Source organism: Gordonia sp. 11cp (assembly GCF_057767225.1).
The window spans coordinates 337,871-360,444 of record NZ_CM173437.1 but is presented as its reverse complement, the minus strand read 5'-3'; the positions used below and the strand labels follow the sequence as shown (position 1 = coordinate 360,444).

Below are 22,574 nucleotides of genomic sequence, written 5' to 3'. Positions count from 1 at the left end.
GATGATCTCGCAACTCCGCGATCGCGTCACCACCGCGTTGTGGCTCGTTCGCACCCTGATCCGCAGTGGATTCCTCGGCTCGCTCAGGGTCGACCGATATATCCGCATGGGGCTCAACCTGCGTCGGCACGGCGGTGCGTCGCCGGTGAGCGGTATCGGCCTCGCCGCGGCGCGCGATCCCGACGGCATCGCGCTCATCGACGAGGCGGGTCAGCTCACCTGGCGTGAACTCGACGCCCGCTGCGATGCGCTCGCCGTCGGATTGCGCGACGCTGCCGGCACATCCGTCGCGACCGTCGCCATCCTCTGCCGCAACCACCGCGGCCTCGTCGAGGCCCTCGCCGCGACGTCGCGGCTCGGCGCCGACGCGGTGCTCCTCAACACCGGCTTCGCCGCACCTCAGCTCGCCGATGTACTCGAACGCGAGCACGCCGACGTGCTCATCGCCGACGAGGAGTTCGATGCGGTCGTCGCGCCTGCGGCGCAACGCCTCCCGAGCATGCGGCTGATCCACGCGTGGACGGAGGGCGACCCGTCGCCCCGGGGCGCGACCGTCGACGGCCTGATCGACGCGAACAGCGGCTCGCGACCCGGCCGGCCCCCACGCGCCGGACGTATCGTGTTGCTGACCTCGGGGACCACCGGGATGCCCAAGGGCGCCCGTCGCGGCGGAAGCACCGACGTCGCCTCCCTCGCCGCCATGCTGGACAGGATTCCCTGGCGCGCAGGCGAATCGATCGTGATAGCCGCGCCGGCGTTCCACGCGTGGGGCTTCGGACAGGTGGCCATCGCGGCGACGATGTCGTGCACGATGATCATGCGGCGTCGGTTCGATCCGGAGGCGACACTCGAGCTGGTCCGCGACCACAGGGCCACCGGACTCGCGGTGGTGCCGGTGATGCTCGAACGCATCACCGATCTTCCCGACGAGGTCCTCGACGACCATCCGATGCCGACACTGCGCTTTGTCACCGCGAGCGGGTCGCGGATGCGCTCCGATGCGCTCGTCGCGTTCCTCGATCGATACGGCGACGTGGTCTACAACAGCTACAACGCCACCGAGGCCGGCCTCATCACCACCGCGACCCCGGCCGATCTGCGCGTCGCGCCGGACACGGCCGGGCGACCGCTCACCGGTACCAGCGTCCGCATCCTCGACGACGACGACCGGGAAGTGCCCGTCGGCGAGGTCGGCCGCATCGTGGTCGCGAACAATTCGGGATTCGACGGTTACACCAGCTCGGACACCAAGGCTTTCAGCGACGGGCACATGGTGTCGGGCGACGTCGGCCGCTTCGACGAGAACGGGCTTCTCTTCGTCGTCGGCCGGGACGACGAGATGATCGTGTCCGGCGGGGAGAACGTCTATCCGCTCGAGGTCGAGCAGGCCATCGACGCGCTCGACGAGGTACTCGAGGTCGCGGTGACCGGTGTCGACGACGACAGGTTCGGTCAGCGACTCGTCGCCCACGTGGTGCGTGCGCCGCGAGCCCAGATCGGTGCCGACGACATCCGAGAACACGTGCGCGACCAGTTGGCCGGGTTCAAGGTCCCGCGCGACGTGTACTTCCTCGACGAACTGCCGCGCAACGCCACCGGGAAGATTCTCAAGCGCGAACTCGGCGCCGGACCCTCGACCGAACGGAAGGTGAGCTGACACATGAACTCCGTCCAGCAGATCGACCGATCCGCCGGTGGTGCGGACGCCGAACGGATGTCCGGACCCGATGCGCTGATGCTCAACATGGAGTCGGCGTCGAATCCGATGCACACGCTGAAGGTCGCGATTCTCGACACCGCGCGGCGCGGACGACCCCTCGACCTCGCCGAGCTCGCCGACGTCCTGCCCGACCACCTCGGGATGTTCCCGCGCGCAACCCAGCGTCTCGCGTGGGCGCGCGGACACCGTGCCCGTCCCTTCTGGGTGCGCGACAACGACTTCGACGTGACCCGGCACCTGGACGAGCGATGGGTCGCCGCCCCGGGGGGACGTGCCGAGCTCGACGAGATCCTCTCCGAACTCGCGGTCCGGCAACTCGACCGTCGCCGGCCGCTGTGGGGACTGACGCTCGTCCACGGTCTCGCCGGCGGTCGGCAGGCGGTCGTCGTACGTGTCCACCATGCCGTCGCCGACGGTCTGGCCGCACTCAACACCTTCATGGCCGCCACCGCCGGACCGGACGAGCGGGTCTGTCGTGCGCCGATCGACCGGACCCGGGTCGAGCACGACGAGCGGGAGCTCACACGCGCGGCGCGTGCGGAATCCTGGCGCATGGTCCGCGATCTCCCGGCCGCGGCGTCGGCCCTGGCACGCGCGTTCTCGGCAAAACGCAAGGCGGGTCACGCCGAACTCATCCCGAAACCACTGACCGTCCGCCGGACGAGTTTCAACGCGCGCAGCGGCGCCGAACGCGTCTGCGCGTCCGGTGACATCCCGCTCGCCGCCGTCCAGCGGCTCGCGCTCGCCACCGGCACCACCGTGAACGGGGCACTGCACGGCGTCATCGCGGGGGCGATCCGGGCGGAACTGATCGCCCGCGGTGAGGAGCCGGGCGTCGCGGTGTCCATCTTCGGAGTGTGCCGGGACCTGGCCTCGACGCGCGTCCACGGCAACGAGATCGCCACGGCGATGGCGTATCTGAGGTCGGACCTGGCCGATCCGGTCGAGCGGATCGCCGCCACCGGGGAGAGCTGCGCCGCCACCGTGCGATGTCGGCGCGAGGTCGGGTTCGAACTGACCGACGCACTGGCCACCTACACCGGCCGCCTCGGACCGGCTTTCCGCGGTCTGGCCGCGCACCGCGCGCCGTTGGTGATGAACAACATCACCACGGCCAACATGCCCGGTCCGCGCACCACTCGGTGGGTCGGGGACATCGAGGTCGTCGACTGGATCTCGTTCGCCCTGGCGATCGCACCCGCCGACGTCAACCTCACCACGTACAGCTACGCCGGAAAACTCAGCATGGGGCTCATCGCGACGCCGGAGTCCATGCCCGACCCGGCCCGGTTCCTGCGGCGGGTGGCCGACGCGGCCGTCGAAGCCGCCGACGCGCTCGGGCGGCCGACCGAGGACACCGACGATGCCGTGCTGGCGCGGGAGGCGAGTTGATCGACTGGGAGTCCGGCGCAGCGCGACTGGGACTGTTCGCGAAAGTGCTGCCACGCGCGATCGGCAGTTCGCGTGCGGCCGGTCGCGGCGACCCGGCGGCGGGAGTGCCACCGGCGGAATGCGGTCCGCGCATGGTCGGGGAGACCGCCGTCGACGAGCTGTTCATCGCGATCAACTCGGTGATCCGGGACATCCCGCCGATCGAGTTCGTGGAACAGTGCGTGCAACGATGCGCCGGCGTCGCCGAGGAACTGGCCGCGCTGGGGCCGTCGGGAATCCACCTCGACCCCGGGCCGCCCGGCATCGTGTCCCGTGATCGGAAGACCTTCGGGACGACCTCGTTCGATCACATCGACTACTCGGTCGCCGTTCCTCTCCCGGAGTCCATCGCCGCCGCCGACCCCTACGCCGACGGGATCGCCTCGGTCCGCGTGCTCTCGCGACGACGAACCGGCCGTCGCTGGTTGATCTGGGTGCACGGGGCGGCCCAGGGGCGCGCCGACGATCTCTATGCGTTCCGCGCTGCCAACCTGTACAACAAGCTCGGCTACGACGTGGTGTTCCCCGTCCTGCCGGCGCACGGCTCGCGGCGGGTGGAGAAGGTCGCCTACCCGGGTTTCGACCCGCTGGTCAACACCGTCATCACCATCCGGGCGATCGCCGAGATCCGCTCGCTCATCACCTGGATCGAGGGCCAGGAGCCGGCCGACATCGCGATCGCGGGTACGTCGCTCGGCGGTCCGATCGCGGCGATGGTCGCCTCGATGGATCCCCGGATCAGCTCGGTCCTGGCCGTCGTCCCGATGCTGGAGATGCACGCCACCCTCGCCCACCACATGGAACGCGGCGGGTCCAAGGGGCGTCACCTCGCGTCGCTGATGCGCAGCGACCCGGTTCGCGCGGTCTCGTCGGTGATCAATCCGCTGGCGGTGCAACCCATCCCGACGCCCGAACGCCGGATGGTGGTCGCGGCGCTCAACGATCGGGTCACCTCGGTGTCCGCCGCCCAACAGCTACACCGACACTGGGGCGGGCAGGTCCACTGGTACTCCGGTAGCCATGTCGGACACGCCATCTCGGGCAGCATCCGGCAGGCCACGGACGAGTTCCTGCGTGCCTCCCCGCCGCCTGATTCTCGGTTCGACAGCGAAGCCGGCCTGCGTTCGTTGATGTAGGAAAACCGTTGCTCCCTGAGGTGCGCGGAGCGGTGCGGCCTGCCCCCGCTCCTTGAGGTGCGCGGAGCGGTGCGGCCTGCCTCCGCTCCCTGGGGTGCGAGGAGCGGTGCGGCCTGCCTCCGCTCCCTGAGGTGCGCGGAGCGGTGCGGCCTCCCCCCGCTCCCTGAGGTGCGAGGAGCGCAAGCGACGAGCCTCGAAGGGTCAGCCTCCCGGCACGGCGACAACCGCTCCCAGACGCTCGTGCACGCGCGGGATCACTTCCGCGGCAAAGCGTTCCATCTCGGCCTCGAAGGGCTGGAACTGCAGCATGAATGTCTCGATCCCGGCCCGGTGGAAGTCCGCGATCCGATCGGCCACCTCGTCGTAGGACCCGACGAGTCCGGCCGCGGTACCGCCGTTCGTGCCGATCGCGGGGTAGCGCGCGAACGTCTGGAACATCACCGCCTTCTCGTCGGCCCCGCCGGCGATGTTCGCCAGGACGGGCTGATCGAGTTCGTTGAGCTTCCAGTGGTGATCGAGCTCGCGCTGAGCGGACTCGGCGTCGTCACGGGCGATGACGAAGGCCGACAGTCCGTAACGGACCGGCGGGCCGGTCCGTTCGCGCCGGCCGACATCGGCGATGAGTTCTCGGACCCGCTCGATCGGTTGTCCGTTGATGAACCACACGTCGCCCTGCGCCGCCACCAGATCGCGGGCCTGATCGGATTCACCGCCGACGTAGATCTGCGGACGGGACCGGAAGCGGCCGGTGGGGTTGATCTCGTAGTCGTCGACGGTGAAGTACCGCCCGGCGTGGGAGACCTTCTCCCCGTTGAGCAGCCCGCGGACGATCCCGAGCCATTCGGCCCCGTACCCGTAGCGGTCGTCGTGCTCGGGGAACGCGATCCCGGCCTTCTCGAGCTCTGGACGGAACCACGCGTTGACGACGTTCAGGGACAGCCGGCCGCCCGAGATCTCCTCGATGTTGGCGGCCTGTTTGGCCAGCACCACCGGATGGAACAGCAGCGGCTTGATGGCGGCGATCAGTTCGATCGTGGACGTCGACGCTGCGAGTGCGGCTGCCGAGGTCCATGTCTCGAGCTGATCCCATTCCGACGAGAACGGATTGATCACGTGCTGGGCGATCAGTGTGCTGTGGTACCCGAGTTCCTCCGCGCGCCGGACCAGTGCCAGGTTGCGTTCCCAGGACGCGTCGACCGGGTCGTCGGGATGGTGCGCCGAGGCCCACGTGCCGTAGACATTGGCCCACACACCGAATCGGGGGCCGGTCACGGGTTCGGTCCGGTCGAGGGCCGCTGCAGCCAGGAGTCGAGTTCGAAGTCGTCTTCGATGCTGCCCTGTTCGACGAGGAATGCCTTGGTACCGGTGAGCAAGTCGACGGCGCGGGCCGGGAACGGCTCCTCGGAGTACCCCTCCGGGTTGGCCGCGGCACGGACCGCGGCTTCGGGCGCCTTGGAGTTGCCGAGTTCGAAGCGCAGGTATTCCTCCCAGTTCGCCTTCGCATAGCGGACCGACGACGCGTGCAGTTGCTGCCAGGTCGCGGCGAAGTCCGGGTTCTTCTCGAGGAACTGGTCACTGCTCACCGTCACGCTGGTGCCCGCGAGGTCGGGATGGTCCCGGTACACCGAGTCGACCAGGTGGAACCCCTTGCCCTCGAAGGTCTGCAGTGCCACCGACGGGATGACGCCCGGCAGCGCCGCTGCGTCGATCTCACCGGAGTTCAGCGGAGCCTCCTGATCGGCCGGATACAGATGGATCAGGTTCGCGGTGATACCCCGTTCGGCCAGCGCGCCTTGGAGATAGCGGTCGATGTAGGAGCCCTTCGGCACGCCGATGTTCTTGCCGGCCAGGTCGGCCAGCGACCGGATCGACGGGTCCTTGGCCACCACACCCGCATCGTTGTCGAACTGGTTGATCGACAGCAGACGGGTCTGTAGACCCGAGCCACGGGCGACGAGCGCGGGCGTGTCACCGTAGCTCGCGACGTCGAGACGTCCGCCGATGAGCGCCTGATTGAGATCGGGTCCGTTCGGGAAGCTGAAGACCTCGACCTTGTTGACGCCCAGCGGGGCGAAGGCCTCGATGAGTTCCCCGCGGCTGTGGGCGAAGCCGACGGGACCCGAGATGACATTGCTCGAGCCGATGACCCCGATCCGGAGTGTGTCGATGACGTCGCGCTGCGCCGACGATGCGTCGTCGGAACCGCACGCGGCCACCGCCGCGAGTGCGACGCCTGCCGAGAGGACGGCGATGGCGCGTCTGATCCGGCGCAGCGGGGATCCGAATGATGTTGTGGTGGGCATGGTTCTCTGTCCTGGAGATCTCGAGGGGTTGGTGAACGAGGTGAGCTGGTCAGTCCGTGCGTCGGTCGACGAGCCGTGGTGGCGGGTCTCCGTGCGGGATCGGTGGTCCGACGGCGGTCAGGCTTCCGGGCGCGCGGCCCTTGCCCCAGCCGAGCCGTTCCCGGTAGCTGCCGATCAGTTCGAGCGGCACGGCGTCCCCGGCGCCGAGTGGGGAGGACTCGGGGCTCACGTAGAGAGCGTCGGTGGGGCAATATGCCTCGCACATGAAGCATGTCTGACAATCCGATTGCCGGGCGATCGTCGGCACGCCGTCGGGTCCGGTGTCGAAGACGTTGGTGGGACAGGCGTTGACGCATTTGTCGCAGGCGATGCACGCCGACGCGACGACGAGCTCGATCATGCGGGAATCCCGACGGCGAGGCCAGGAGCCGGGTCCTCGATACGTCCCACGGCCGACCCGGGTACCGCGACCCAGACGTCGGTGAGTCCTCCCGTGCGGACGTGATCACCGAACGCCGGGTCGAGCCGGGGGTGGTCGGCGCGCTTGCTCATCCCGCGGGATTCGGTGCGGGCGAGTGCAGATCGGTAGATCCATCGTCCGACGGCGGTGATCGCGGCCGCCTCCCGTGCCCGCACGCGCCCCGCCGGTGTCCGGGCGCCATAGGCCGGTCCGGCGATCTCGTCCCACAGCGCGTCCAATGTGTTCAGGGCCGGAGTCATCCGGTCGCCGTGACGCAGGTAGTTCTTCTCGAACGGGATCAGCTCGCGCTGCGCGGCGGTCACCAGCTCGTCGGGTGTGATCCCGCCCCGGGCCGTGCCCAGCCCGACGGTGCCGGCGCCGGTGAGCACGTCGAGCGGGGACGCCCCGCCGGCGTCGCGGGCCGCTCGTGCCGCGGCAGTTCCGGCGAAGCTGCCCGACGACATCGCCCACGCGGAGTTGTGACTGCCACCGCCGGTGAAGCCGCCGCAGATGCGCTCGCGGGTGGCGGCGTCCCCGGCCGCATAGAGCCCCGGGACGCCGGTCCAGCAGTCCGCATCGACGATGTCGATGCCACCGGTTCCGCGAACGGTGCCCTCGGCGAGCAGGTCGACCTCGAACCGGTCGGTGAACGGGTTGATCCCCCGACGGTCGAACTGGAGGAAGAAGTTGGGCTGGCCTCGGCGCATCTGCGCCGCCACCCGCTCGTCGGCCCGGTCGAGTTGCGCATAGACCTTCTCCTGCAACAGAGTGCGTGCGATCACCGACCGTCCCTTCGTCGACCCCGCGCCCTCGACGATGCGTCCGTCGGCATGGAAGAAGGTGGCGTAGCCGTAATACGCCGTCTTGGTGACCGTGGAGCCCTTCGGCACGATCGCGTACGCGTTGGCGAATTCCATTCCCGAGAACGAGGCACCGACCTCGGCGGCCATCAGGGCGCCGTCGCCCGTGTCGACGTTGCTGCCCAATGCCTTTGACAGGAATGCGCAGCCGCCGGTCGCGACGACCACTGCGCCGGCGGACACACGAAAGTCGCGGCCGGTCTGTCGCTGGTGTCCGGCGGCACCCCGTACGGCGCCCTCGCGGTCGGTGAGGAGTTCCAGGACAGGGGAGTGGTCGAGGATTCGCACACCGCGGCGTCGTACCCATGCGCGCATGCGGCGCATGTACTCCGGGCCCTGCACTCCCGTGCGGATGGGCTCGCCGGTGTGCTCGTCGACCGGGAACGGGTAGCGCCCTTCGGTGCCCAACCGGTGCATGTTCGCGTAGGTCTTGTCGAGGACCCGGTCCATCCAGCCGTGGTCCGCGAGATACCCGCCGAGGGCTTCACGGCTCGCCTTCGCCGCCGAGCGCTTCTCCGGGTCCGGGGCGACGTACCAGACCCCGGTCCCGGAAGGGGCCGTCGTACCCGACGCTCCGCAGTATCCCTTGTCCGCGATGATCACCTCGGCTCCGGCATCGCGAGCGTGGATGGCGGCCCAGGTGGCGGCGGGGCCGCCGCCGATCACCAGCACGTCCGTGGACAGGGTCAGTACGTCAGACATGGGTGAACTCCTGGGGTGTCGATGCCGGTGTCGGTGTCGTTGTGGGGCCGGTGGATTCGGCGTCGCTTCCGCTGACGCCGAGTCCGGCGAGCAGTTGCGAACGCAGGGCGACGAACGCGGGGTCGGTGACCCGGCGCGGACGAGGTAGGTCGACGACGATCTCCTGCGCGATCCGACCGGCCCGCAGGATCAGTGCGCGATCCGCGAGAAGCAGGGCCTCCTCGACGTCGTGCGTCACCAGCAAGGTGGCCGGCCGGTGCGCTTCCCACAGTCGCGCCACGAGGCGCTGGGCATTGATCCGGGTGAGGGCATCGAGTGCCCCGAAGGGTTCGTCGAGCAGCAGAATGTCGGGCTCCCGGACGAGTGCGCGGGCCAGCGCGGTGCGTTGGGCTTCGCCGCCCGAGAGCGTGGACGGCCAGGCTCCGGATTTGGCCGCCAGTCCGACCTCGTCGAGTGCGCGGAGTGCGCGGGCCTCGGTGTCGCCGCCTCGCAACCCGAGGGCGACGTTGCGCCACACCGGCATCCAGGGCATGAGCCGGTGTTCCTGGAACACGATCGCCTTGGCCGACGGTGCCTCGATCGTGCCGGTGAACCCGCGGTCGAGGCCGCCGATCCCACGCAGCAGCGTGCTCTTCCCGGAACCGCTCGCACCGAGCAGCGCCACGAATTCGCCTCGGTCGATGGTCAGGTCGACGTGGTCGAGCACCCGCCGGCCGTCGAACTCGCGTGCGGCCCCGGTGACCCGGACACCGTCGATGTGGTCTGCGGACATCAGGTCACCGTCCTTCGAATCCGTTGCGCCACGACAGGAATCGACGCTCGAGTATCCGTACGCCGATGTCGGTGAGTAGTCCGAGTACCGCATAGATGACCAGGACCAGGAAGATCTGATCGGTGCGGAGGTACTCCTTGGCGTCGTTCATCAGAAAGCCCAATCCGACCGGGGTGGTCTGCATCTCCGCGACGACGAGGACCAGCCAGCCGATGCCCAGCGCCTGCCGCAGGCCGACGAAGATCTGCGGTAGCGCACCCGGCAGGACCACGTACCGCACGAGCTCGAAGCGCGTCAGCTCCAGTGATTCGGCGGCTTCGATGAGTTTCTGGTCGACGCCCCGGATTCCGGCGAGGAAGTTGAGATAGATGGGGAAGATCGGGGCGACGATGATCAGGGCGATCTTGAACGAGTCGCCGATCCCGAACCAGATGATGAAGACCGGGACGAGGGCGACGGCGGGCATCATCCGCAGCACCTGGACCGGTGCGTTGACCAGGTCTTCGGCGACCTTGAAGAGGCCGGCGGCCGCGCCCAGCACCGCGCCGACGGCGATTCCGATCGCCAGTCCGATCGCGACGCGGCGCCCGGAGGCGGCCAGGTGTGTCCAGAGTTCGCCGGTACTGATCAGTTCCCATCCCGCCTCGACCACCTCGGTGGGCGCGGGAGTGGTGGCGCCGAGCCATCCGCGCGCACCGAGCTGCCAGATGACGACCACCAGGATCAAGCCGATGGACTGACGGAGAGTGCGTATGGCGGCCTGGCGGGAGAACCGTCGCCGACGCGCTTGTGCCGCTGGAGCGTCGGACGGTGCGTCGACGGTCCCGGCCGCCGACGGGCCGGGGGCGACACCGACCGGTGTCGTGAGTTCTAGGGTCATCGAAATCCGCCTGAGAGAGGGCTGGGCAGGACTTCTGGGACGCTACTGAGCTCTGGGCGCCGGCGGCACCGTTGGAGTCATGGTGATTTTCAAATACGCAGCGCGCCGCGCTGATCGGCGAACCGTCAGTTCGGGATCAGCTCCGGATTGGCGTCGGCGAGCAACTCGTCGCGGTCCTCGGCGAGGACGAACCCACCCGCGATGGCGATGTCTGCGGCGTCCCGGTAGTGCTTCTCGTACTCGTCGCGCGTTCCGTACCGGGCCACGAGTTCGTCGGTGGGGACCGGAGAGGTCGTTCCGAACAGCAGACAGATCCGGGACACCGGGTCGGCGACGATCCCGCTGAGGATCTGGGTCGGCGCGTCGACGCACGGTGTGCGGACCCCGCCCCGGACGTTGCCGATGTCGTCGAGCTCGAACACGGGCTCGGCACCGCCGGCGTCCCGGAGGGCCAGCGGGTCGGCCACCGGAGGCGGGGGACCTCCCTCGGCCCAGGATCGCAGGTGCCGCAACGCCGATCGCAGAACGAACCTCTGCTGGCCCCGATTGACCGGGTCGGGGCAGCCGAGGAACTCCTCGAAGTCACCGACCTGGTGGAGATCGGCGTGTGCCGTGCCCGCCATCTCCCAGACCCGGAGTCGATCCGAATCGGGTTGCCGCACGGCGTGATAGCGGAAGTTGGTCAGGACGTCGGTCTCGGTCTGGACAACGAACACCGGTGCGTCGAGATCGGCGCGGATCGTGGTGGGCTCGCTCCCGAAGACGCTCGCCACGTCGATCCCCGAACCGACCTCACCGGGGGGCAACCCGGCGGCCGCACGGCTGTGGATGAGGTACCCGTCGAACGGTGCCCCGTCCGGACCGATGGTGTTGACGTAGGTCGTCAGGGCCATGGCCGACTGTGATTCGCCGATCCCGAGAACGGTGGAGACCGTCAGACCCGCGAGCGGATGACCGGCGGCGTCGGTCTCGCGGACTGCTCGGCCCACCGAAGTGAAGATGTCGTAGCAGTACGCGTCGCCGGGGTGTCGCAGTCCGGCATAACGTTCCGGGTCTTTGGCGGCGAGGCTCTGCGGGGCGCCGGTCGCCACGCCGACCGAACCCGCCCCGCCCTCGACGCCGACGAACTGTGCCGACACGCCCACCCACGCGTGGCCCGCGCGGACGAGCTCGGCCGCCACATAGGAGTATTCGGGCGCGGCGTCGGCGCCGCTGCTGACGTTCAGCCACTCGACGACCACGCAGCCGCTGAAGGCCGCGGCCTCCGTCGGGCGTCGGACGACGATCCGGGTCGTGAACTCGGCGGTGGGCGCGCCGGTGTCACCGACGACCGGGTCGGCGGCCCCCGAAGCCGCGTACTCGGTGTCGGTGTAACCGGCCGCGGTGAGGTCGGGTAAGGGTGAGGCGCTCAGCAACGAACACCCGTTTCCACCGCGGAGGACACGGAATCGCATGGCCTGACTCACTTCTTCTTCCGATGCTGCTTGATCACCTCACCGAACATGAAGTGCATCTTGGTGCCCTGCGGCCAGCCGACGTAATAGCAGAGGAAGAGGCTGATCTCCTCGAGCTGTTCGGGAGTGAGCTCGCCGTTCCCGAGGGCGGCGCCGGCCTGGATCTCGGCGACGTCGATGTTGTTGCTCGCGGCGAGCGCACCGAGCAGGAGCAATCGGCGATCGCGGTTGGACAGACCGTCGCGCGCCCAGACGTTGCCGAACACCTGGTCGGCGGTGTGCGCGAAGTAATCGCCCGGGCCGTCGCTCACCTCCCAGCCGTAGACCTCGGACATCTTCGCGAGTCCGCGCCTGCGCACCTCGTCGGGTGCGTCGCCGGAGATGTCGGATCGGGTCATGCTGGTTCTCCTTCGAGGTGGGGGACACCGAGCCCGGCGGCCAGATTCCGCAACGCGAGCTGCCCGAGAGGCAGATCGACACCGAGTTCTTCGCCGAGAGCGAGTGCGAGCGTCAGGTCCTTCTCCCCCAGGGTACGGACGCCGGTGAGGATTCCGTACCAGGGATCGTCGGCCGCGACCGGAGCGGTGGTGTCACGCAACATGATCGCCCCGGGCCCACCGGTCACGGCGTCGGAGTGCCGGACCACCTTGCCGAGCTTGGCGATGTCAATGCCGGCGGCCTCGGCCAGTCGCGCGGCCTCGGTGGTCGCGGTGAACGAGATGAAGTGGAGGAGGTTGCGCGCCAGCTTCATCCGGGTGCCCGAGCCGACCTCGGGTCCCGCGTGGACGAGCATGTCGGCGGTGAGCGCGAACGGTTCCTTCAGTTTCTCGTACGCCTCACGCGGCCCGCCGACCATGATCGCGAGCCGGCCCGACGCCGCACCCATCGCGCCACCGGAGATGGGGGCGTCGAGCAATGTCACCTCGCGCGCCGTGCATTGTTCGGCGAGTTCGGCGGCGGTCTCCGGCGCGATCGTCGAGTGGACGGTGATGATGGTGCCCGGGCGAGCCTCGGACAGCAGGCCGTCCGGCCCGGCGACCACCGTTCGGACCTGGGCGTCGTCGAGGACGCAGATGCCGATGATGTCGGCCGACGCGGCGAGATCGGCGAGCGAACCCGCGGCCGCGGCACCTTTCTCGACGACCTTCGCGATGGCCTCGGACGAGAGGTCGAACACCGTCAGACCGCCGCGCCACGCGGCCAGACTCCCGGCCATCGGACCACCGATGTTGCCGAGTCCGACATATCCCAGCCGAATCGGGTCCGGCGGGCCGGGCGTCGATTCGCTCATGAGCGGATGACCTGGCCGCCGTCGACGTTGAAGATCTGCCCGGTGATCCACCCGGCTTCGTCGGACAGGAGAAACAGGCACATGCCGACGAGATCCTCCGGCGTGCCGAAGCGCTTCAGCGGCAGACGATTCACGATGTCGGCGACCATCTCCTTGGGTGTCGTGGTCCGAGTCGCCTCGGTGTCGATGGGGCCGGGGGCGATCGCGTTGACGCGGATGTTCTGCCCGCCGAGTTCGGTGGCGAGTTGCTGTGTCAGACCGTTCACCCCGACCTTGGCCAGACCGTAGAAGCCGCTGTACAGCCACGCGGCGGTGGAGGACTGGTTGACGATGGCGCCACCACCATTGGTCATGTGCGGGTAGACCGCCCGGGTCACGTTGAGCGCACCGTCGAGGTTCACGCTCATGAACTTCTTGTAGTAGTCCCAGGGCACGGTGATGAGGAAGTCGAGCTTCATCCCGCCGTAGATCGCCGCGTTGTTGACCAGGCCGTCGACCGAGCCGTAGGCGTCGACGGTGGCCGCGGCGAGCGCCTTCGCCGAATCCTCGTCGGCGACATCGGTGTTGACGTACAGTCCGCCGATGTCGGCCGCGACCTGCTTGCCCTTGTCGTCGGCGAGGTCGGCGACCACGACGTTCGCGCCCTCGGCGGCGAGCCCGCGGGCGTACGCCTCACCGATCCCTCCTGCCGCGCCGGTGACGATGATGGTCTTGTTCTCGAAACGCTTGGAACTCATTGTCCTGCTTTCTGTGTGGTCAGTGTTCTGTTCCCTGAGGAGCGATAGCGGGGGCTTCTCTGTTCCCTGAGGTGCGAGGAGCGATAGCCGCCGGGCCGAGCAAGCGACGAAAGAGCGCGTCGAGGTCGACGAGCCTCGAAGGGTCACGCCGGACGCGCGACGGCCTTGGTCTCCAGGTACTCCTCGAAACCGGCGACTCCCATCTCGCGGCCGATGCCCGACTGTTTGAAGCCGCCGAACGGGACATCGGCGGAGTACCAGATGCCGCCGTTGACGCCCATCGTCCCGGTGCGTACTCCGTCGACGACCTTGTTGATCCGCTCCTCGTCGGATCCGTAGACCATGCCCGACAGGCCGTACGGCGAGTCGTTGGCGATGCGGATCGCGTCGTCGTCGCCGTCGTGGGGAATGATCACCAGCACCGGACCGAAGATCTCCTCCTGCGCGACTCGCGCCGAGTTGTCCAGGCCCGAGATCAGGGTCGGCTCGACGAAGTAGCCGGCGGGCTTGTCGGCGGGACGTCCGCCACCGATCTCGATGGTGCCGCCCTCGCTGGTGGCTAGTTCGATGTAGGACTCGATGCGCTGACGCTGCCGGGCGGAGATGACCGGTCCGCAGATGGTGCCGCCGTCGGTGGGGTCTCCGGCGGGCAGGCCGGCCATCGCGTCGCGGGTGGCGGAGATCGCCTCGTCGAGTCTGCTGCGCGGCACCACCAGGCGCGTGGTGATGGCGCACCCCTGACCGGCATGGGTGACGACGTTGAATGCGGCCATGGCGCAGGCAGATCCGATGTCGGCATCGTCGAGGACGATGAAGGCCGACTTGCCGCCCAGCTCCAGGAACACCTTCTTGAGCGACTCGGACGCGGCGGCCATCACCTTCTTGCCGGTCGCGGTGGAGCCGGTGAACGACACCAGGTCGACGCGGGGGTCGGTGCTGAGCTGGGCGCCGAGCTGGTGGTCGGTCGAGGTGACGATGTTGAGAACACCGGGCGGGAAGTCCGTCTCCTCGGCGACGACCCGGCCGACGAGCGCGGCACACCACGGGGTGTCGGGTGCGGGCTTGAGCACGACCGTGCACCCGGCGGCCAGGGCGGGGCCGATCTTGGCGAAGTTGATCTGGTGCGGGAAGTTCCACGGCGTGATCGCGCCGACGACGCCCACGGCCTCCGAGCGCAGCTCGCGACGGTTCTTGAGGCCCATGGGTTTGGCGGTGCCGAGGTCACGGGTCCACTCGTAGCTTTCGGCGAGGTCGGCGAAATAGCCGAGATCGGTGACCGGTCCCTCGAACTGCGGGCCGTGGGTGAGGAAGGACGGGCAACCCACCTCGGCGATGGTGAGTTCGCGGAGCTCGTCACCGTGGGCGAGCAGGGCGTCGCGCAGCTGACGGAGACAACGGGCGCGGAAGGCGTGGTCGCGCGACCAGTCGGTGGTGTCGAAGGCGGTGCGTGCGGCCGTGATGGCGGCGTCCATGTCGGCCGAGGTGGCGTCGGCCGCCTGCCCGATGACCTCCTCGGTCGCGGGATTGACGACGTCGAAGACGCCACCGCTCCCGGGGGTGAGTTTGCCGTCGATCAACAGATCCGACGCGGATTCGGGGCGAAGAGGCATGAGCTGGAACTCCATCTGGACAGGTGTCTGGACTCGCGTTCAAAGCTAGTGTAGCGTGGCTCACATGTCCAGCCCCGTGTCTCAGGAATCCACTCGCCGCAGGCTGACCCAGCAGCAGGCGGAAACGGTCACGCGCCTCACCGATGCCGCAGTCGATGTGCTGAACGCAGAGGGTTTCGACGGTCTCACCGTGCGGACGGTGGCCAAGATCGCCGGGGTCGCGCCGGCCACCGCCTACACCTACTTCTCGTCGAAGAGTCACCTGGTCGCCGAGGTGTTCTGGCGTCGACTCTCGGCCGGTGTGCTGGAACCGGATCCCGCTGCGCCACGGAGCGAGCGCGTCGCGCAGGTGCTCCGCGAGGTCGCGCTGGTCGTGGCCGGCGAGGGGCAACTGGGCGGTGCGGTGACGGTGGCCCTGCTGGGCAGTGATCCCGACGTCGAACACCTGCGCGTGCGGATCGGCGCTTTCATCCGACGTCGCCTCGCCGCGGCACTCGAAGAGGACCCGGAGAATCCGGGCCCGCTCCTGGACACCCTGGAGATGATCTACTCCGGCGGCCTGGTCTACGCCGGCATGGGGCACATGACCTACGAGCAGACCTCCGAACGTCTTGTCGCAGCCGCACATCTACTGATGGAGAAGTGATGACCGAATCGACGACGGTGTCGGGGATGGAGCACGAACTCCCCTTCGACCCGTATGCCTATGGTTTCCACGAGGATCCGTACCCCACCTATCACCGCCTCCGGACGGAATCGCCGGTGTACTACCACAGCGGGATGGACTTCTGGGCACTGGCCGGACATGCCGACGTCCGTGCGGCTTTCCGTGACACACAACGACTCTCGAACAGCTGGGGCGTGTCGATGGACCCCTCGGCGTACGGTCCCGACGCACACAAGTCGATGTCCTTCCTCGCCATGGACGACCCCAAACACATGCGCATCCGCAAACTGGTCTCCAAGGGTTTCACTCCTCGCCGGGTCAACGAACTCACCGGCCGGATCACCGCCCTCACGCACCAGCACTGGAGCAAGTGTCTCGACAAGGGGGAGTTCGACTTCGTCCACGACTTCGCCGCGCTGCTCCCGATGGACGTGGTGTCCGAGCTGCTGGGAGTCCCCGAGGCCGATCGCACCAGGCTGCGCCATCAGTCCGACCTGCTCCTCCACCGCGAGGACGGCGACCTCGACCTTCCCGAGGCGGCGGTCTACGCCTACATCGAACTGCACAACTACTATTCGGAGCTCATCGCCGACCGCCGCAAGAACCCCGGCGAGGATCTGGTCTCGGCCCTCATCGCGGCCGAGATCGACGACGACGAGACCGGCGAGAAGACACGGCTCACCGAGGACGAGATCGTCGGCTTCATGGTCCTGATGGTGGTGGCGGGCAACGAGACCACGACCAAACTCCTTGCCAACGCCCTGTATTGGGGCTGGCGCAATCCCGACGAACTCGCGAAGGTCTTCGCCGACCCGGAGGTCGTCGTCCCGGACTGGACCGAGGAGACGTTGCGCTACGACAACTCGACGCAGATCGTCGTGCGACGGGTGGTCGAGGACGCCCCGTACGGCGACTTCGTGATCCCGGCGGGCGATCGCGTGCTCCTCCTCGTCGGTTCGGCGAATCGCGACGTCGAGGTGTTCGGCGCCGATGCCGACCGGTACGAGATCGGCCGCGACTGCGGCCAGGCCCTGATGAGCTTCGGGCTGGGAGCGCACTTCTGCCTCGGCGCGCACCTCGCACGCCTGGAGGCGAACATCGGCCTGACCGAGGTCGTCAAATCGATCCGGGCGGTGGACATCGACGCCGACAAGGCGGTCCGGGTCCATTCGGTGAACGTGCGCGGCTTCGCCGAACTCCCGGTGAAGGTGACGGTGCGCTGATGGCCTTCCGTCCCCATCCCGAGCGGCGACCGGTCCTCGTCGCCGGCGCCTCGTCGGGCATCGGTGCCGCCACCGCCGAATTCCTCTCCACCGCCGGTCATCCCGTCGCCCTCGCGGCCCGCCGGGTGGACAAGCTGCAGGAACTGGCCGACACGATCACGGCGCGGGGCGGCGAGGCCGTCGCGGTGCCGTTGGACGTCACCGACGAACAGTCCGTGCTCGACTGCGTGGCGAAGGCCGAGGCCGCTCTGGGGCCGCTGGAGATCGTCGTCGCCGGTGCCGGCGACCTCGCGGTCGGGCTCTCCTATGAGACCGGGACCGACCATTTCGCCGACCAGATCAACATCCATCTCACCGGCGCCTACCGGATCTACCGCGCGGTCATCAGTGGCATGATCGAGCGCGCCCGAGGTGATTTCGTGTTCATCGGGTCCGATGTGGCGATCCATCCGCGACCCTGGTCGTCGGCGTATGTCGCCGCGAAATCCGGTATCGACGGGCTCGTTGCGACCATTCAGCTCGAACTCGAGGGCACCGGTGTGCGGGCCGGGGTCGTCCGCCCCGGGCAGACGCTCACCGGTATGGGGATGAACCTCGATCCGACGACGACCGAACACATGCTCAACGACTGGATCACACACGGTCTGGCCCGCCACGGCAATTTCCTCTCGCCCGAACACATCGCGCAGGCCGTCGCGGCCATGGTGTCCATGCCGCGCGGCGCGCACATGCGGTCGGTCGAGGTGGAGGCCGAAGGCGCGGTCAGCGACAAGAAACGACAGGCAGCACAGGAGAAGGGGACGGACAAATGACCGCCATCACCGAATCAGGCCTGAGACAACCGAATCGCGTCTCGGGTGGCGAGGGCGAACACGGGCATCTCGACGAACTCGCGACCGACCCGATCTCGCTGTTCTGGCGCGTCCGCGAGGAGTGCGGGGACGTCGGCATGTTCCAGCTCGCCGATCGGGAGGTGGTGCTGGTCTCGGGGTCGGCCGCGAACGAGGAGTTCTTCCGCGCGCCCGAGGAGGATCTCGACCAGGCCGCCGCCTACCCGTTCATGACGCCGGTCTTCGGCGAAGGCGTCGTGTTCGACACGAGCCCCGAGGAGCGGTCCAAGGCGATCCACAACTCGGCGCTCAAGGGCGCACACATGAAGCAGCACGCGGTGACCATCCCGAACGAGGTCGAGCGGATCATCGCGGGGTGGGGTGACGAGGGGGAGATCGATCTCCTCGACTTCTTCGCCGAGCTGACTCTCTACACGTCGTCGTCGTGCCTCATCGGGCGGAAGTTCCGGGAGCGGCTCAACGGGCACATCGCGCACCTGTTCCACGACCTGGAGAAGGGCACGGACCCGATCGCGTACGTGGACTACAAGGCCGACATCGAGAGCTTCCGCAAACGTGACGAGGCCCGGGCCGAGCTGGTCGAGTTCATCCAGGGCGTGATGGACGAGCGGATCGCGAATCCGACCGAGGACAAGGAAGATCGCGACCTGATGGACGTCCTGGTCCAGGTCGGATTCGACGCGAACACCGTCACCGGCATGTTCATCTCGATGATGTTCGCCGGCCACCACACGACGTCGGGCACCGCCGCGTGGACCCTCATCGAACTGTTGCGCAACCCCGACTACATGCGACGGGTGTACGACGAGCTCGACGAGATCTACGGCGAGACGCCGCCCGGTGAACGTCCGGAGTACACCTTCGCGCACACCCGTCAGATGCCGCAGCTCGAGAACGCACTCAAAGAGGCGCTTCGGTTGCACCCGCCGCTGATCATCCTCATGCGAGTGGTGCAGAACGACTTCCACGTCGAGGACTTCGAGGTCAAGGCCGGACAGTCGATCGCCGTCTCGCCGGCGATCTCCAATCGGCTGCCCGAGGACTTCCCCGGCGCAGACAGCTTCGACCCGGACCGCTACGACAAGCCGCGGCAGGAGGACCTGGTCAACCGGTGGACCTGGATTCCCTTCGGCGCCGGCCGCCATCGTTGCGTCGGCGCGCAATTCGCGATCATGCAGTTGAAGGCGATCTTCTCGGTGCTCTTCCAGAACTACGAGTTCGAGATGCTGCAGCCCCCGGAGAGCTACCGCAACGACCACTCGAAGATGGTGGTCCAACTGCAGCAGCCCTGCCGCGTCGCCTATCGCAAGCGTCAGGACGCCTGATGCGCGTCGAGGTGGACCTGGACCTCTGCCAGGGGCATGGGATGTGCGAGCTCGAGGCGCCTGAGGTCTTCGCCGCGCACACCGACCATGTCGAGATCCTCGACGCGACCCCCGACGAATCCCGGCGCGCCGAGGTCGAGGCCGGCGTGCACTACTGCCCGACGCAAGCTCTCCGGATCATCGAGGGCTGAGTTCTGAACACGTCGCCCTCGCAATACCAGAACGACCGAATGAAGGTGGAAGACATGTCTTTTGACCGTGCGGAACTCGACGAGATGAAGGAGCGGTGGCTCGCCGCCAACATCGAGGCCGAGAAAGCGGGGGACTGGAAACCCCTGGCCGACTTCTACACCGAGGACGCCACCTACGGGTGGAACTACGGCCCTGAGAAGGATTTCATGGCCGTGGGTCGCGAGGAGATCCGCGAGCTCGCCCTCGGCCAGGAGATGGAGGGCCTGCAGGGGTGGGAATATCCCTACCAGGCGTGGGTGATCGACGACCAGACCGGCGACATGATCGGACTCTGGAAGCAGATCTACGAGGGCACGCGCGAGGACGGCAGCCATTACGCACTCGAGGGTATCCAGGGCAGCTGGTTCAAGTACGGCGGGAACTTCCAGTTCCGCTGGCAGCGCGACTTCTTCGACTACGGGAACGTGTCGGCGCTGTTCATCGAGATGATGAAGAACAACGCGATGAGCGAGCCGATGCTGAAGCGGGTGGAGAAGTCGGCGCCGGGAAACCTGCCGGGGTGGTACGACTTCGGCAAGGCCCCGGTCAAGTTCTGGTGACCTGAGATGACTTCCACAGCCCCGGCCTACCAAGGTCTGAGTCAGGATCAGCTCGCCGTTCTCGTACCCGAACTGCTGCTGTCGGGTCAGATGATCGACCGCAGCGGGATGGCTCACCTCATCAGTGCCTTCGGCCGGGACGTGATGGGCAAGGTCGCCATCGAGGAGTGGATGGCGGCGAGCCCGGTCTACACGCACCGGATGCGCACCGCCCTCGGGATCGACGGTGACGGCGTCGAGGACATGTTCAAGTGCCTGCAGCTCGACATCGGCGCGCCACCACAGTTCATGGACTTCCGGTACCGCATCGACGACGAGTACCACGGTTCGTTCGTCCTCGATCACTGCGGCGCATTGCTCGACGTCGAACCTCTCGGTGACGACTACGTGACGACCATGTGCCACGACATCGAGGACCCCACCTTCGACGCGACGGCCATCGCCACCAATCGGCGGGCGCGGATCCGGCCGGTCCATCGGCCACCGCGCCGGCCGGTCGATCGAACGCCGCACTGCGAGTGGACGGTCACGATCGAGCCGGATCGTGACGAGTTGCCGCTGCCCCCGGACTCCGTGGACATGTTCGGCACCCGGGCCGGGCAGCTGGTCCTGTCGCCGATCGACACCACGGAGACCGACGGCTGGGTCGACTACCGCGGCCCGCTCGTCGAGGACCTCCAGTTCGCGGAATGGTCGACGTCGGCCCTCGTCCGCGTCGCCGAAGAGGTTGCGCTGCAACATCAGCTGCTGTCGCTGGGCTTCCTCGTCAGTCTGCGCAGGTCCGCCGAGAGCGAGGCGCAGGTCACCGAGATCTTCCGCAAGCAGTTGACCGGCATCGCCGGGCTCGCCGCCGACCGGATTCGCGTCGCGCTTGGATTGTCCGCCGACGCCGCAGGTCTCGCCGGGGTACTCGCCCTGCACCCGTGCTTCGGCCCGGTCCAGTACACGGGACTGAGCGCCGAGGCCGACGGGGACACCGTCGTCGTCCGCATCCCGCAAGAATCCGATGCGATGACCGACTGCGGCTGGGTGTCGATCCTGGACGCCGATCACGTCGAGCCGCTCCAGGCCGCGGCCACCGCCGTCGACCCGTATCTCGCAGTCGCGGATGCGACGGAGGCAGGCGGCGATCTGGTCGTCCGGATCGTCAAGACGGACAGCCCGCGGAAGGAATACGGCGAGGTGGCCGTCGCACGATTCAGCGGGGGAGCGAGTTTCGAGTTCGTCGACCGCGGGCGGTCGATCCCGATCACGCCGGTGGGCAGCTCGGCGTGACCCCCGGCGGTGGCTGGTCACCCGGCGGCGCTGGACTCGGGGGCCGGGTCGCCGTGGTCGCCGGGGCCACGCGGGGCATCGGTCTCGCGGTCTCGTACGCGCTGGCCGGCCAGGGGGTCTCGGTCGTGGTCAACGGACGCGACCCGCAGGCGGTCGCCGACACGGTCGCCGAGATCCGCGGGGGCGGGGGCTACGCCGTGGGCGTCCCCGGCTCCGCGGGTGACGACGGAGTGGCCCAGACGATGGTCGAGACGGCACTGGCGGAATTCGGTGCCCTCGACATCGCCATCAACTGTGCCGGGATCGCCGAACCGTCCGGTTCGACGGTCCTCACGATCTCCCCGGACGAGTTCCGTGCCCAGGTCGACGCCCACCTGATGAGTGCGTTCCACCTGCTGCAAGCTGCCGGGCGGGTGTTCGTCGAGCAGGGTTCCGGGTCGATCGTCCTGACCGGTTCGGCGGCGTCACTCGGAATGTTCGGCGGCAGCGGGTACCCCGCCGCCAAGGGCGGTGTCAATGCGCTCGCTCTCGCCGCGGCCGCCGACCTTCGGGACCACCGGGTGCGTGTCAACGTGGTGATGCCCGGTGCGAAGTCGCGGTTGTCCTCCGGTGAGGACTACATCGCCCACATCGAAGGACTCCATCGCCGCGGGATACTCGACGACCTCACGCGCGACGCTGCTCTCGATCCCGCCCCGCCCGAGTACGTCGCGCCGCTGTACGTGTTCCTGGCCGGTGACGCGGCCGAACACATCACCGGTGAGATCTTCAGTGCTGCCGGTGGATTCATCGGCCGCTTCGAGTCGCAGCAGGCGAGCTTCGTGGCCTACCGCGACCACAAGGACACCTCGCCCTACAGCCTCGACGAGCTCGCCGGCATCCTGGCCGGGCCTGCCTCGCCCTGAGCGGGTCGCGTCACCCATTCTCTGAGGAGCGAGCGGTGACCCCCGCTTTCTGAGGAGCTAGCGGTGACCCCTTTCGTTCCCTGAGGAGCGAGCGGTGACCCCTTCTGATCCCTGAGGAGCGAGCTTGCGAGCGTCACGAAGGGTCTGGCGCGGCGCCGTGCGGGACCCTTCGTGGCTCGTC

General features: G+C 68.2%; 22 protein-coding genes. 11 read left to right on the top strand and 11 right to left on the bottom strand.

The window, feature by feature from the left end; translation table 11 throughout:
- Window position 1 precedes the first annotated feature (1 nt).
- From AC3B6C_RS01440 to AC3B6C_RS01430, 3 genes are read left to right on the top strand one after another with little or no spacing between them, the layout of a single operon-like run.
- Window positions 2-1,657 (top strand): AMP-binding protein, encoded by a 1,656-nt coding sequence (locus tag AC3B6C_RS01440; protein WP_488374653.1) that lies wholly within the window; start codon window positions 2-4, stop codon window positions 1,655-1,657.
- Window positions 1,658-1,660: 3 nt separating this feature from the next.
- Complete coding sequence (locus tag AC3B6C_RS01435; protein WP_010840546.1) at window positions 1,661-3,112, top strand: wax ester/triacylglycerol synthase domain-containing protein; 1,452 nt, start codon at window positions 1,661-1,663, stop codon at window positions 3,110-3,112.
- The gene (locus tag AC3B6C_RS01430; RefSeq protein WP_488374652.1) at window positions 3,109-4,287 is read left to right on the top strand and encodes an alpha/beta hydrolase family protein; all 1,179 of its coding nucleotides are present in this window, start codon (window positions 3,109-3,111) and stop codon (window positions 4,285-4,287) included. The genes AC3B6C_RS01435 and AC3B6C_RS01430 overlap by 4 nt, the downstream gene beginning before the upstream one ends.
- Before the next feature lie 201 nt (window positions 4,288-4,488).
- On the opposite strand, the gene AC3B6C_RS01425 is transcribed toward AC3B6C_RS01430, so the two are convergent.
- From AC3B6C_RS01425 to AC3B6C_RS01375, 11 genes are all read right to left on the bottom strand, one after another.
- The gene (locus AC3B6C_RS01425) at window positions 4,489-5,559 is read right to left on the bottom strand and encodes an LLM class flavin-dependent oxidoreductase (protein ID WP_488374651.1); all 1,071 of its coding nucleotides are present in this window, start codon (window positions 5,557-5,559) and stop codon (window positions 4,489-4,491) included.
- The gene (locus tag AC3B6C_RS01420) at window positions 5,556-6,590 is read right to left on the bottom strand and encodes an ABC transporter substrate-binding protein (protein ID WP_488374650.1); all 1,035 of its coding nucleotides are present in this window, start codon (window positions 6,588-6,590) and stop codon (window positions 5,556-5,558) included. Before AC3B6C_RS01420 ends, AC3B6C_RS01425 begins: the two co-directional genes overlap by 4 nt.
- A gap of 49 nt (window positions 6,591-6,639) precedes the next feature.
- Window positions 6,640-6,990 carry a 4Fe-4S dicluster domain-containing protein gene (locus tag AC3B6C_RS01415; RefSeq protein WP_010840542.1) on the bottom strand — a complete coding sequence of 117 codons (351 nt, stop codon included), beginning with the start codon at window positions 6,988-6,990 and terminating at the stop codon, window positions 6,640-6,642.
- A complete protein-coding gene (locus AC3B6C_RS01410; protein WP_488374649.1) occupies window positions 6,987-8,612 on the bottom strand; it encodes an FAD-binding protein in 1,626 nt (541 codons plus the stop codon). The genes AC3B6C_RS01415 and AC3B6C_RS01410 overlap by 4 nt, the downstream gene beginning before the upstream one ends.
- Window positions 8,605-9,384, bottom strand: a complete 780-nt coding sequence (locus AC3B6C_RS01405; protein ID WP_488358138.1) for an ABC transporter ATP-binding protein — start codon at window positions 9,382-9,384, stop codon at window positions 8,605-8,607. The genes AC3B6C_RS01410 and AC3B6C_RS01405 overlap by 8 nt, the downstream gene beginning before the upstream one ends.
- A 4-nt stretch (window positions 9,385-9,388) precedes the next feature.
- The gene (locus AC3B6C_RS01400; protein ID WP_010840539.1) at window positions 9,389-10,264 is read right to left on the bottom strand and encodes an ABC transporter permease; all 876 of its coding nucleotides are present in this window, start codon (window positions 10,262-10,264) and stop codon (window positions 9,389-9,391) included.
- Window positions 10,265-10,389: 125 nt separating this feature from the next.
- Window positions 10,390-11,718, bottom strand: coding sequence for an alpha/beta hydrolase domain-containing protein (locus AC3B6C_RS01395; RefSeq protein ID WP_488374648.1), 1,329 nt, complete (start codon window positions 11,716-11,718; stop codon window positions 10,390-10,392).
- Between the two features lie 8 nt (window positions 11,719-11,726).
- Window positions 11,727-12,116 carry a carboxymuconolactone decarboxylase family protein gene (locus AC3B6C_RS01390; RefSeq protein ID WP_010840537.1) on the bottom strand — a complete coding sequence of 130 codons (390 nt, stop codon included), beginning with the start codon at window positions 12,114-12,116 and terminating at the stop codon, window positions 11,727-11,729.
- A complete protein-coding gene (locus AC3B6C_RS01385) occupies window positions 12,113-13,009 on the bottom strand; it encodes an NAD(P)-dependent oxidoreductase (protein ID WP_488374647.1) in 897 nt (298 codons plus the stop codon). The genes AC3B6C_RS01390 and AC3B6C_RS01385 overlap by 4 nt, the downstream gene beginning before the upstream one ends.
- The gene (locus tag AC3B6C_RS01380) at window positions 13,006-13,746 is read right to left on the bottom strand and encodes an SDR family oxidoreductase (RefSeq protein WP_010840535.1); all 741 of its coding nucleotides are present in this window, start codon (window positions 13,744-13,746) and stop codon (window positions 13,006-13,008) included. The genes AC3B6C_RS01385 and AC3B6C_RS01380 overlap by 4 nt, the downstream gene beginning before the upstream one ends.
- A 143-nt stretch (window positions 13,747-13,889) precedes the next feature.
- Complete coding sequence (locus tag AC3B6C_RS01375) at window positions 13,890-15,356, bottom strand: aldehyde dehydrogenase (RefSeq protein ID WP_488374646.1); 1,467 nt, start codon at window positions 15,354-15,356, stop codon at window positions 13,890-13,892.
- A gap of 64 nt (window positions 15,357-15,420) precedes the next feature.
- On the opposite strand from AC3B6C_RS01375, the gene AC3B6C_RS01370 reads away from it, so the two are divergent.
- Genes AC3B6C_RS01370 through AC3B6C_RS01335 form a run of 8 tightly spaced genes read left to right on the top strand, consistent with a single transcriptional unit; the run spans window position 15,421 to window position 22,393 of the window.
- Window positions 15,421-16,002 carry a TetR/AcrR family transcriptional regulator gene (locus AC3B6C_RS01370; RefSeq protein WP_035716876.1) on the top strand — a complete coding sequence of 194 codons (582 nt, stop codon included), beginning with the start codon at window positions 15,421-15,423 and terminating at the stop codon, window positions 16,000-16,002.
- On the top strand, window positions 16,002-17,246 hold the full coding sequence (locus tag AC3B6C_RS01365; protein WP_010840532.1) for a cytochrome P450: 1,245 nt from the start codon (window positions 16,002-16,004) through the stop codon (window positions 17,244-17,246). The genes AC3B6C_RS01370 and AC3B6C_RS01365 overlap by 1 nt, the downstream gene beginning before the upstream one ends.
- Window positions 17,246-18,058: an SDR family oxidoreductase gene (locus AC3B6C_RS01360; protein ID WP_488374645.1), complete on the top strand. Its 813-nt coding sequence runs from the start codon at window positions 17,246-17,248 to the stop codon at window positions 18,056-18,058. The genes AC3B6C_RS01365 and AC3B6C_RS01360 overlap by 1 nt, the downstream gene beginning before the upstream one ends.
- Complete coding sequence (locus tag AC3B6C_RS01355; protein WP_010840530.1) at window positions 18,055-19,422, top strand: cytochrome P450; 1,368 nt, start codon at window positions 18,055-18,057, stop codon at window positions 19,420-19,422. Before AC3B6C_RS01360 ends, AC3B6C_RS01355 begins: the two co-directional genes overlap by 4 nt.
- Window positions 19,422-19,613: a ferredoxin gene (locus tag AC3B6C_RS01350; protein ID WP_010840529.1), complete on the top strand. Its 192-nt coding sequence runs from the start codon at window positions 19,422-19,424 to the stop codon at window positions 19,611-19,613. Before AC3B6C_RS01355 ends, AC3B6C_RS01350 begins: the two co-directional genes overlap by 1 nt.
- Before the next feature lie 54 nt (window positions 19,614-19,667).
- Window positions 19,668-20,213 carry a Cif family virulence factor gene (locus tag AC3B6C_RS01345; RefSeq protein WP_488374644.1) on the top strand — a complete coding sequence of 182 codons (546 nt, stop codon included), beginning with the start codon at window positions 19,668-19,670 and terminating at the stop codon, window positions 20,211-20,213.
- A gap of 6 nt (window positions 20,214-20,219) precedes the next feature.
- Complete coding sequence (locus tag AC3B6C_RS01340; RefSeq protein ID WP_488374643.1) at window positions 20,220-21,488, top strand: hypothetical protein; 1,269 nt, start codon at window positions 20,220-20,222, stop codon at window positions 21,486-21,488.
- Window positions 21,485-22,393, top strand: coding sequence for an SDR family NAD(P)-dependent oxidoreductase (locus tag AC3B6C_RS01335; protein WP_488374642.1), 909 nt, complete (start codon window positions 21,485-21,487; stop codon window positions 22,391-22,393). Before AC3B6C_RS01340 ends, AC3B6C_RS01335 begins: the two co-directional genes overlap by 4 nt.
- The last annotated feature ends 181 nt before the right edge of the window (window positions 22,394-22,574 follow it).

What these genes read in the sequence shown, in the direction of transcription:
- AC3B6C_RS01395 (WP_488374648.1), bottom strand. Translation starts at nt 11,718, where the DNA reads ATGCGATTCCGTGTCCTCCGCGGTGGAAACGGGTGTTCGTTGCTGAGC.
- AC3B6C_RS01380 (WP_010840535.1), bottom strand. Translation starts at nt 13,746, where the DNA reads ATGAGTTCCAAGCGTTTCGAGAACAAGACCATCATCGTCACCGGCGCG.
- AC3B6C_RS01360 (WP_488374645.1), top strand. Translation starts at nt 17,246, where the DNA reads ATGGCCTTCCGTCCCCATCCCGAGCGGCGACCGGTCCTCGTCGCCGGC.
- AC3B6C_RS01340 (WP_488374643.1), top strand. Translation starts at nt 20,220, where the DNA reads ATGACTTCCACAGCCCCGGCCTACCAAGGTCTGAGTCAGGATCAGCTC.
- AC3B6C_RS01440 (WP_488374653.1), top strand. Translation starts at nt 2, where the DNA reads ATGATCTCGCAACTCCGCGATCGCGTCACCACCGCGTTGTGGCTCGTT.
- AC3B6C_RS01435 (WP_010840546.1), top strand. Translation starts at nt 1,661, where the DNA reads ATGAACTCCGTCCAGCAGATCGACCGATCCGCCGGTGGTGCGGACGCC.
- AC3B6C_RS01390 (WP_010840537.1), bottom strand. Translation starts at nt 12,116, where the DNA reads ATGACCCGATCCGACATCTCCGGCGACGCACCCGACGAGGTGCGCAGG.
- AC3B6C_RS01400 (WP_010840539.1), bottom strand. Translation starts at nt 10,264, where the DNA reads ATGACCCTAGAACTCACGACACCGGTCGGTGTCGCCCCCGGCCCGTCG.
- AC3B6C_RS01355 (WP_010840530.1), top strand. Translation starts at nt 18,055, where the DNA reads ATGACCGCCATCACCGAATCAGGCCTGAGACAACCGAATCGCGTCTCG.
- AC3B6C_RS01350 (WP_010840529.1), top strand. Translation starts at nt 19,422, where the DNA reads ATGCGCGTCGAGGTGGACCTGGACCTCTGCCAGGGGCATGGGATGTGC.
- AC3B6C_RS01365 (WP_010840532.1), top strand. Translation starts at nt 16,002, where the DNA reads ATGACCGAATCGACGACGGTGTCGGGGATGGAGCACGAACTCCCCTTC.
- AC3B6C_RS01405 (WP_488358138.1), bottom strand. Translation starts at nt 9,384, where the DNA reads ATGTCCGCAGACCACATCGACGGTGTCCGGGTCACCGGGGCCGCACGC.
- AC3B6C_RS01370 (WP_035716876.1), top strand. Translation starts at nt 15,421, where the DNA reads ATGTCCAGCCCCGTGTCTCAGGAATCCACTCGCCGCAGGCTGACCCAG.
- AC3B6C_RS01410 (WP_488374649.1), bottom strand. Translation starts at nt 8,612, where the DNA reads ATGTCTGACGTACTGACCCTGTCCACGGACGTGCTGGTGATCGGCGGC.
- AC3B6C_RS01415 (WP_010840542.1), bottom strand. Translation starts at nt 6,990, where the DNA reads ATGATCGAGCTCGTCGTCGCGTCGGCGTGCATCGCCTGCGACAAATGC.
- AC3B6C_RS01385 (WP_488374647.1), bottom strand. Translation starts at nt 13,009, where the DNA reads ATGAGCGAATCGACGCCCGGCCCGCCGGACCCGATTCGGCTGGGATAT.
- AC3B6C_RS01375 (WP_488374646.1), bottom strand. Translation starts at nt 15,356, where the DNA reads ATGCCTCTTCGCCCCGAATCCGCGTCGGATCTGTTGATCGACGGCAAA.
- AC3B6C_RS01420 (WP_488374650.1), bottom strand. Translation starts at nt 6,590, where the DNA reads ATGCCCACCACAACATCATTCGGATCCCCGCTGCGCCGGATCAGACGC.
- AC3B6C_RS01345 (WP_488374644.1), top strand. Translation starts at nt 19,668, where the DNA reads ATGTCTTTTGACCGTGCGGAACTCGACGAGATGAAGGAGCGGTGGCTC.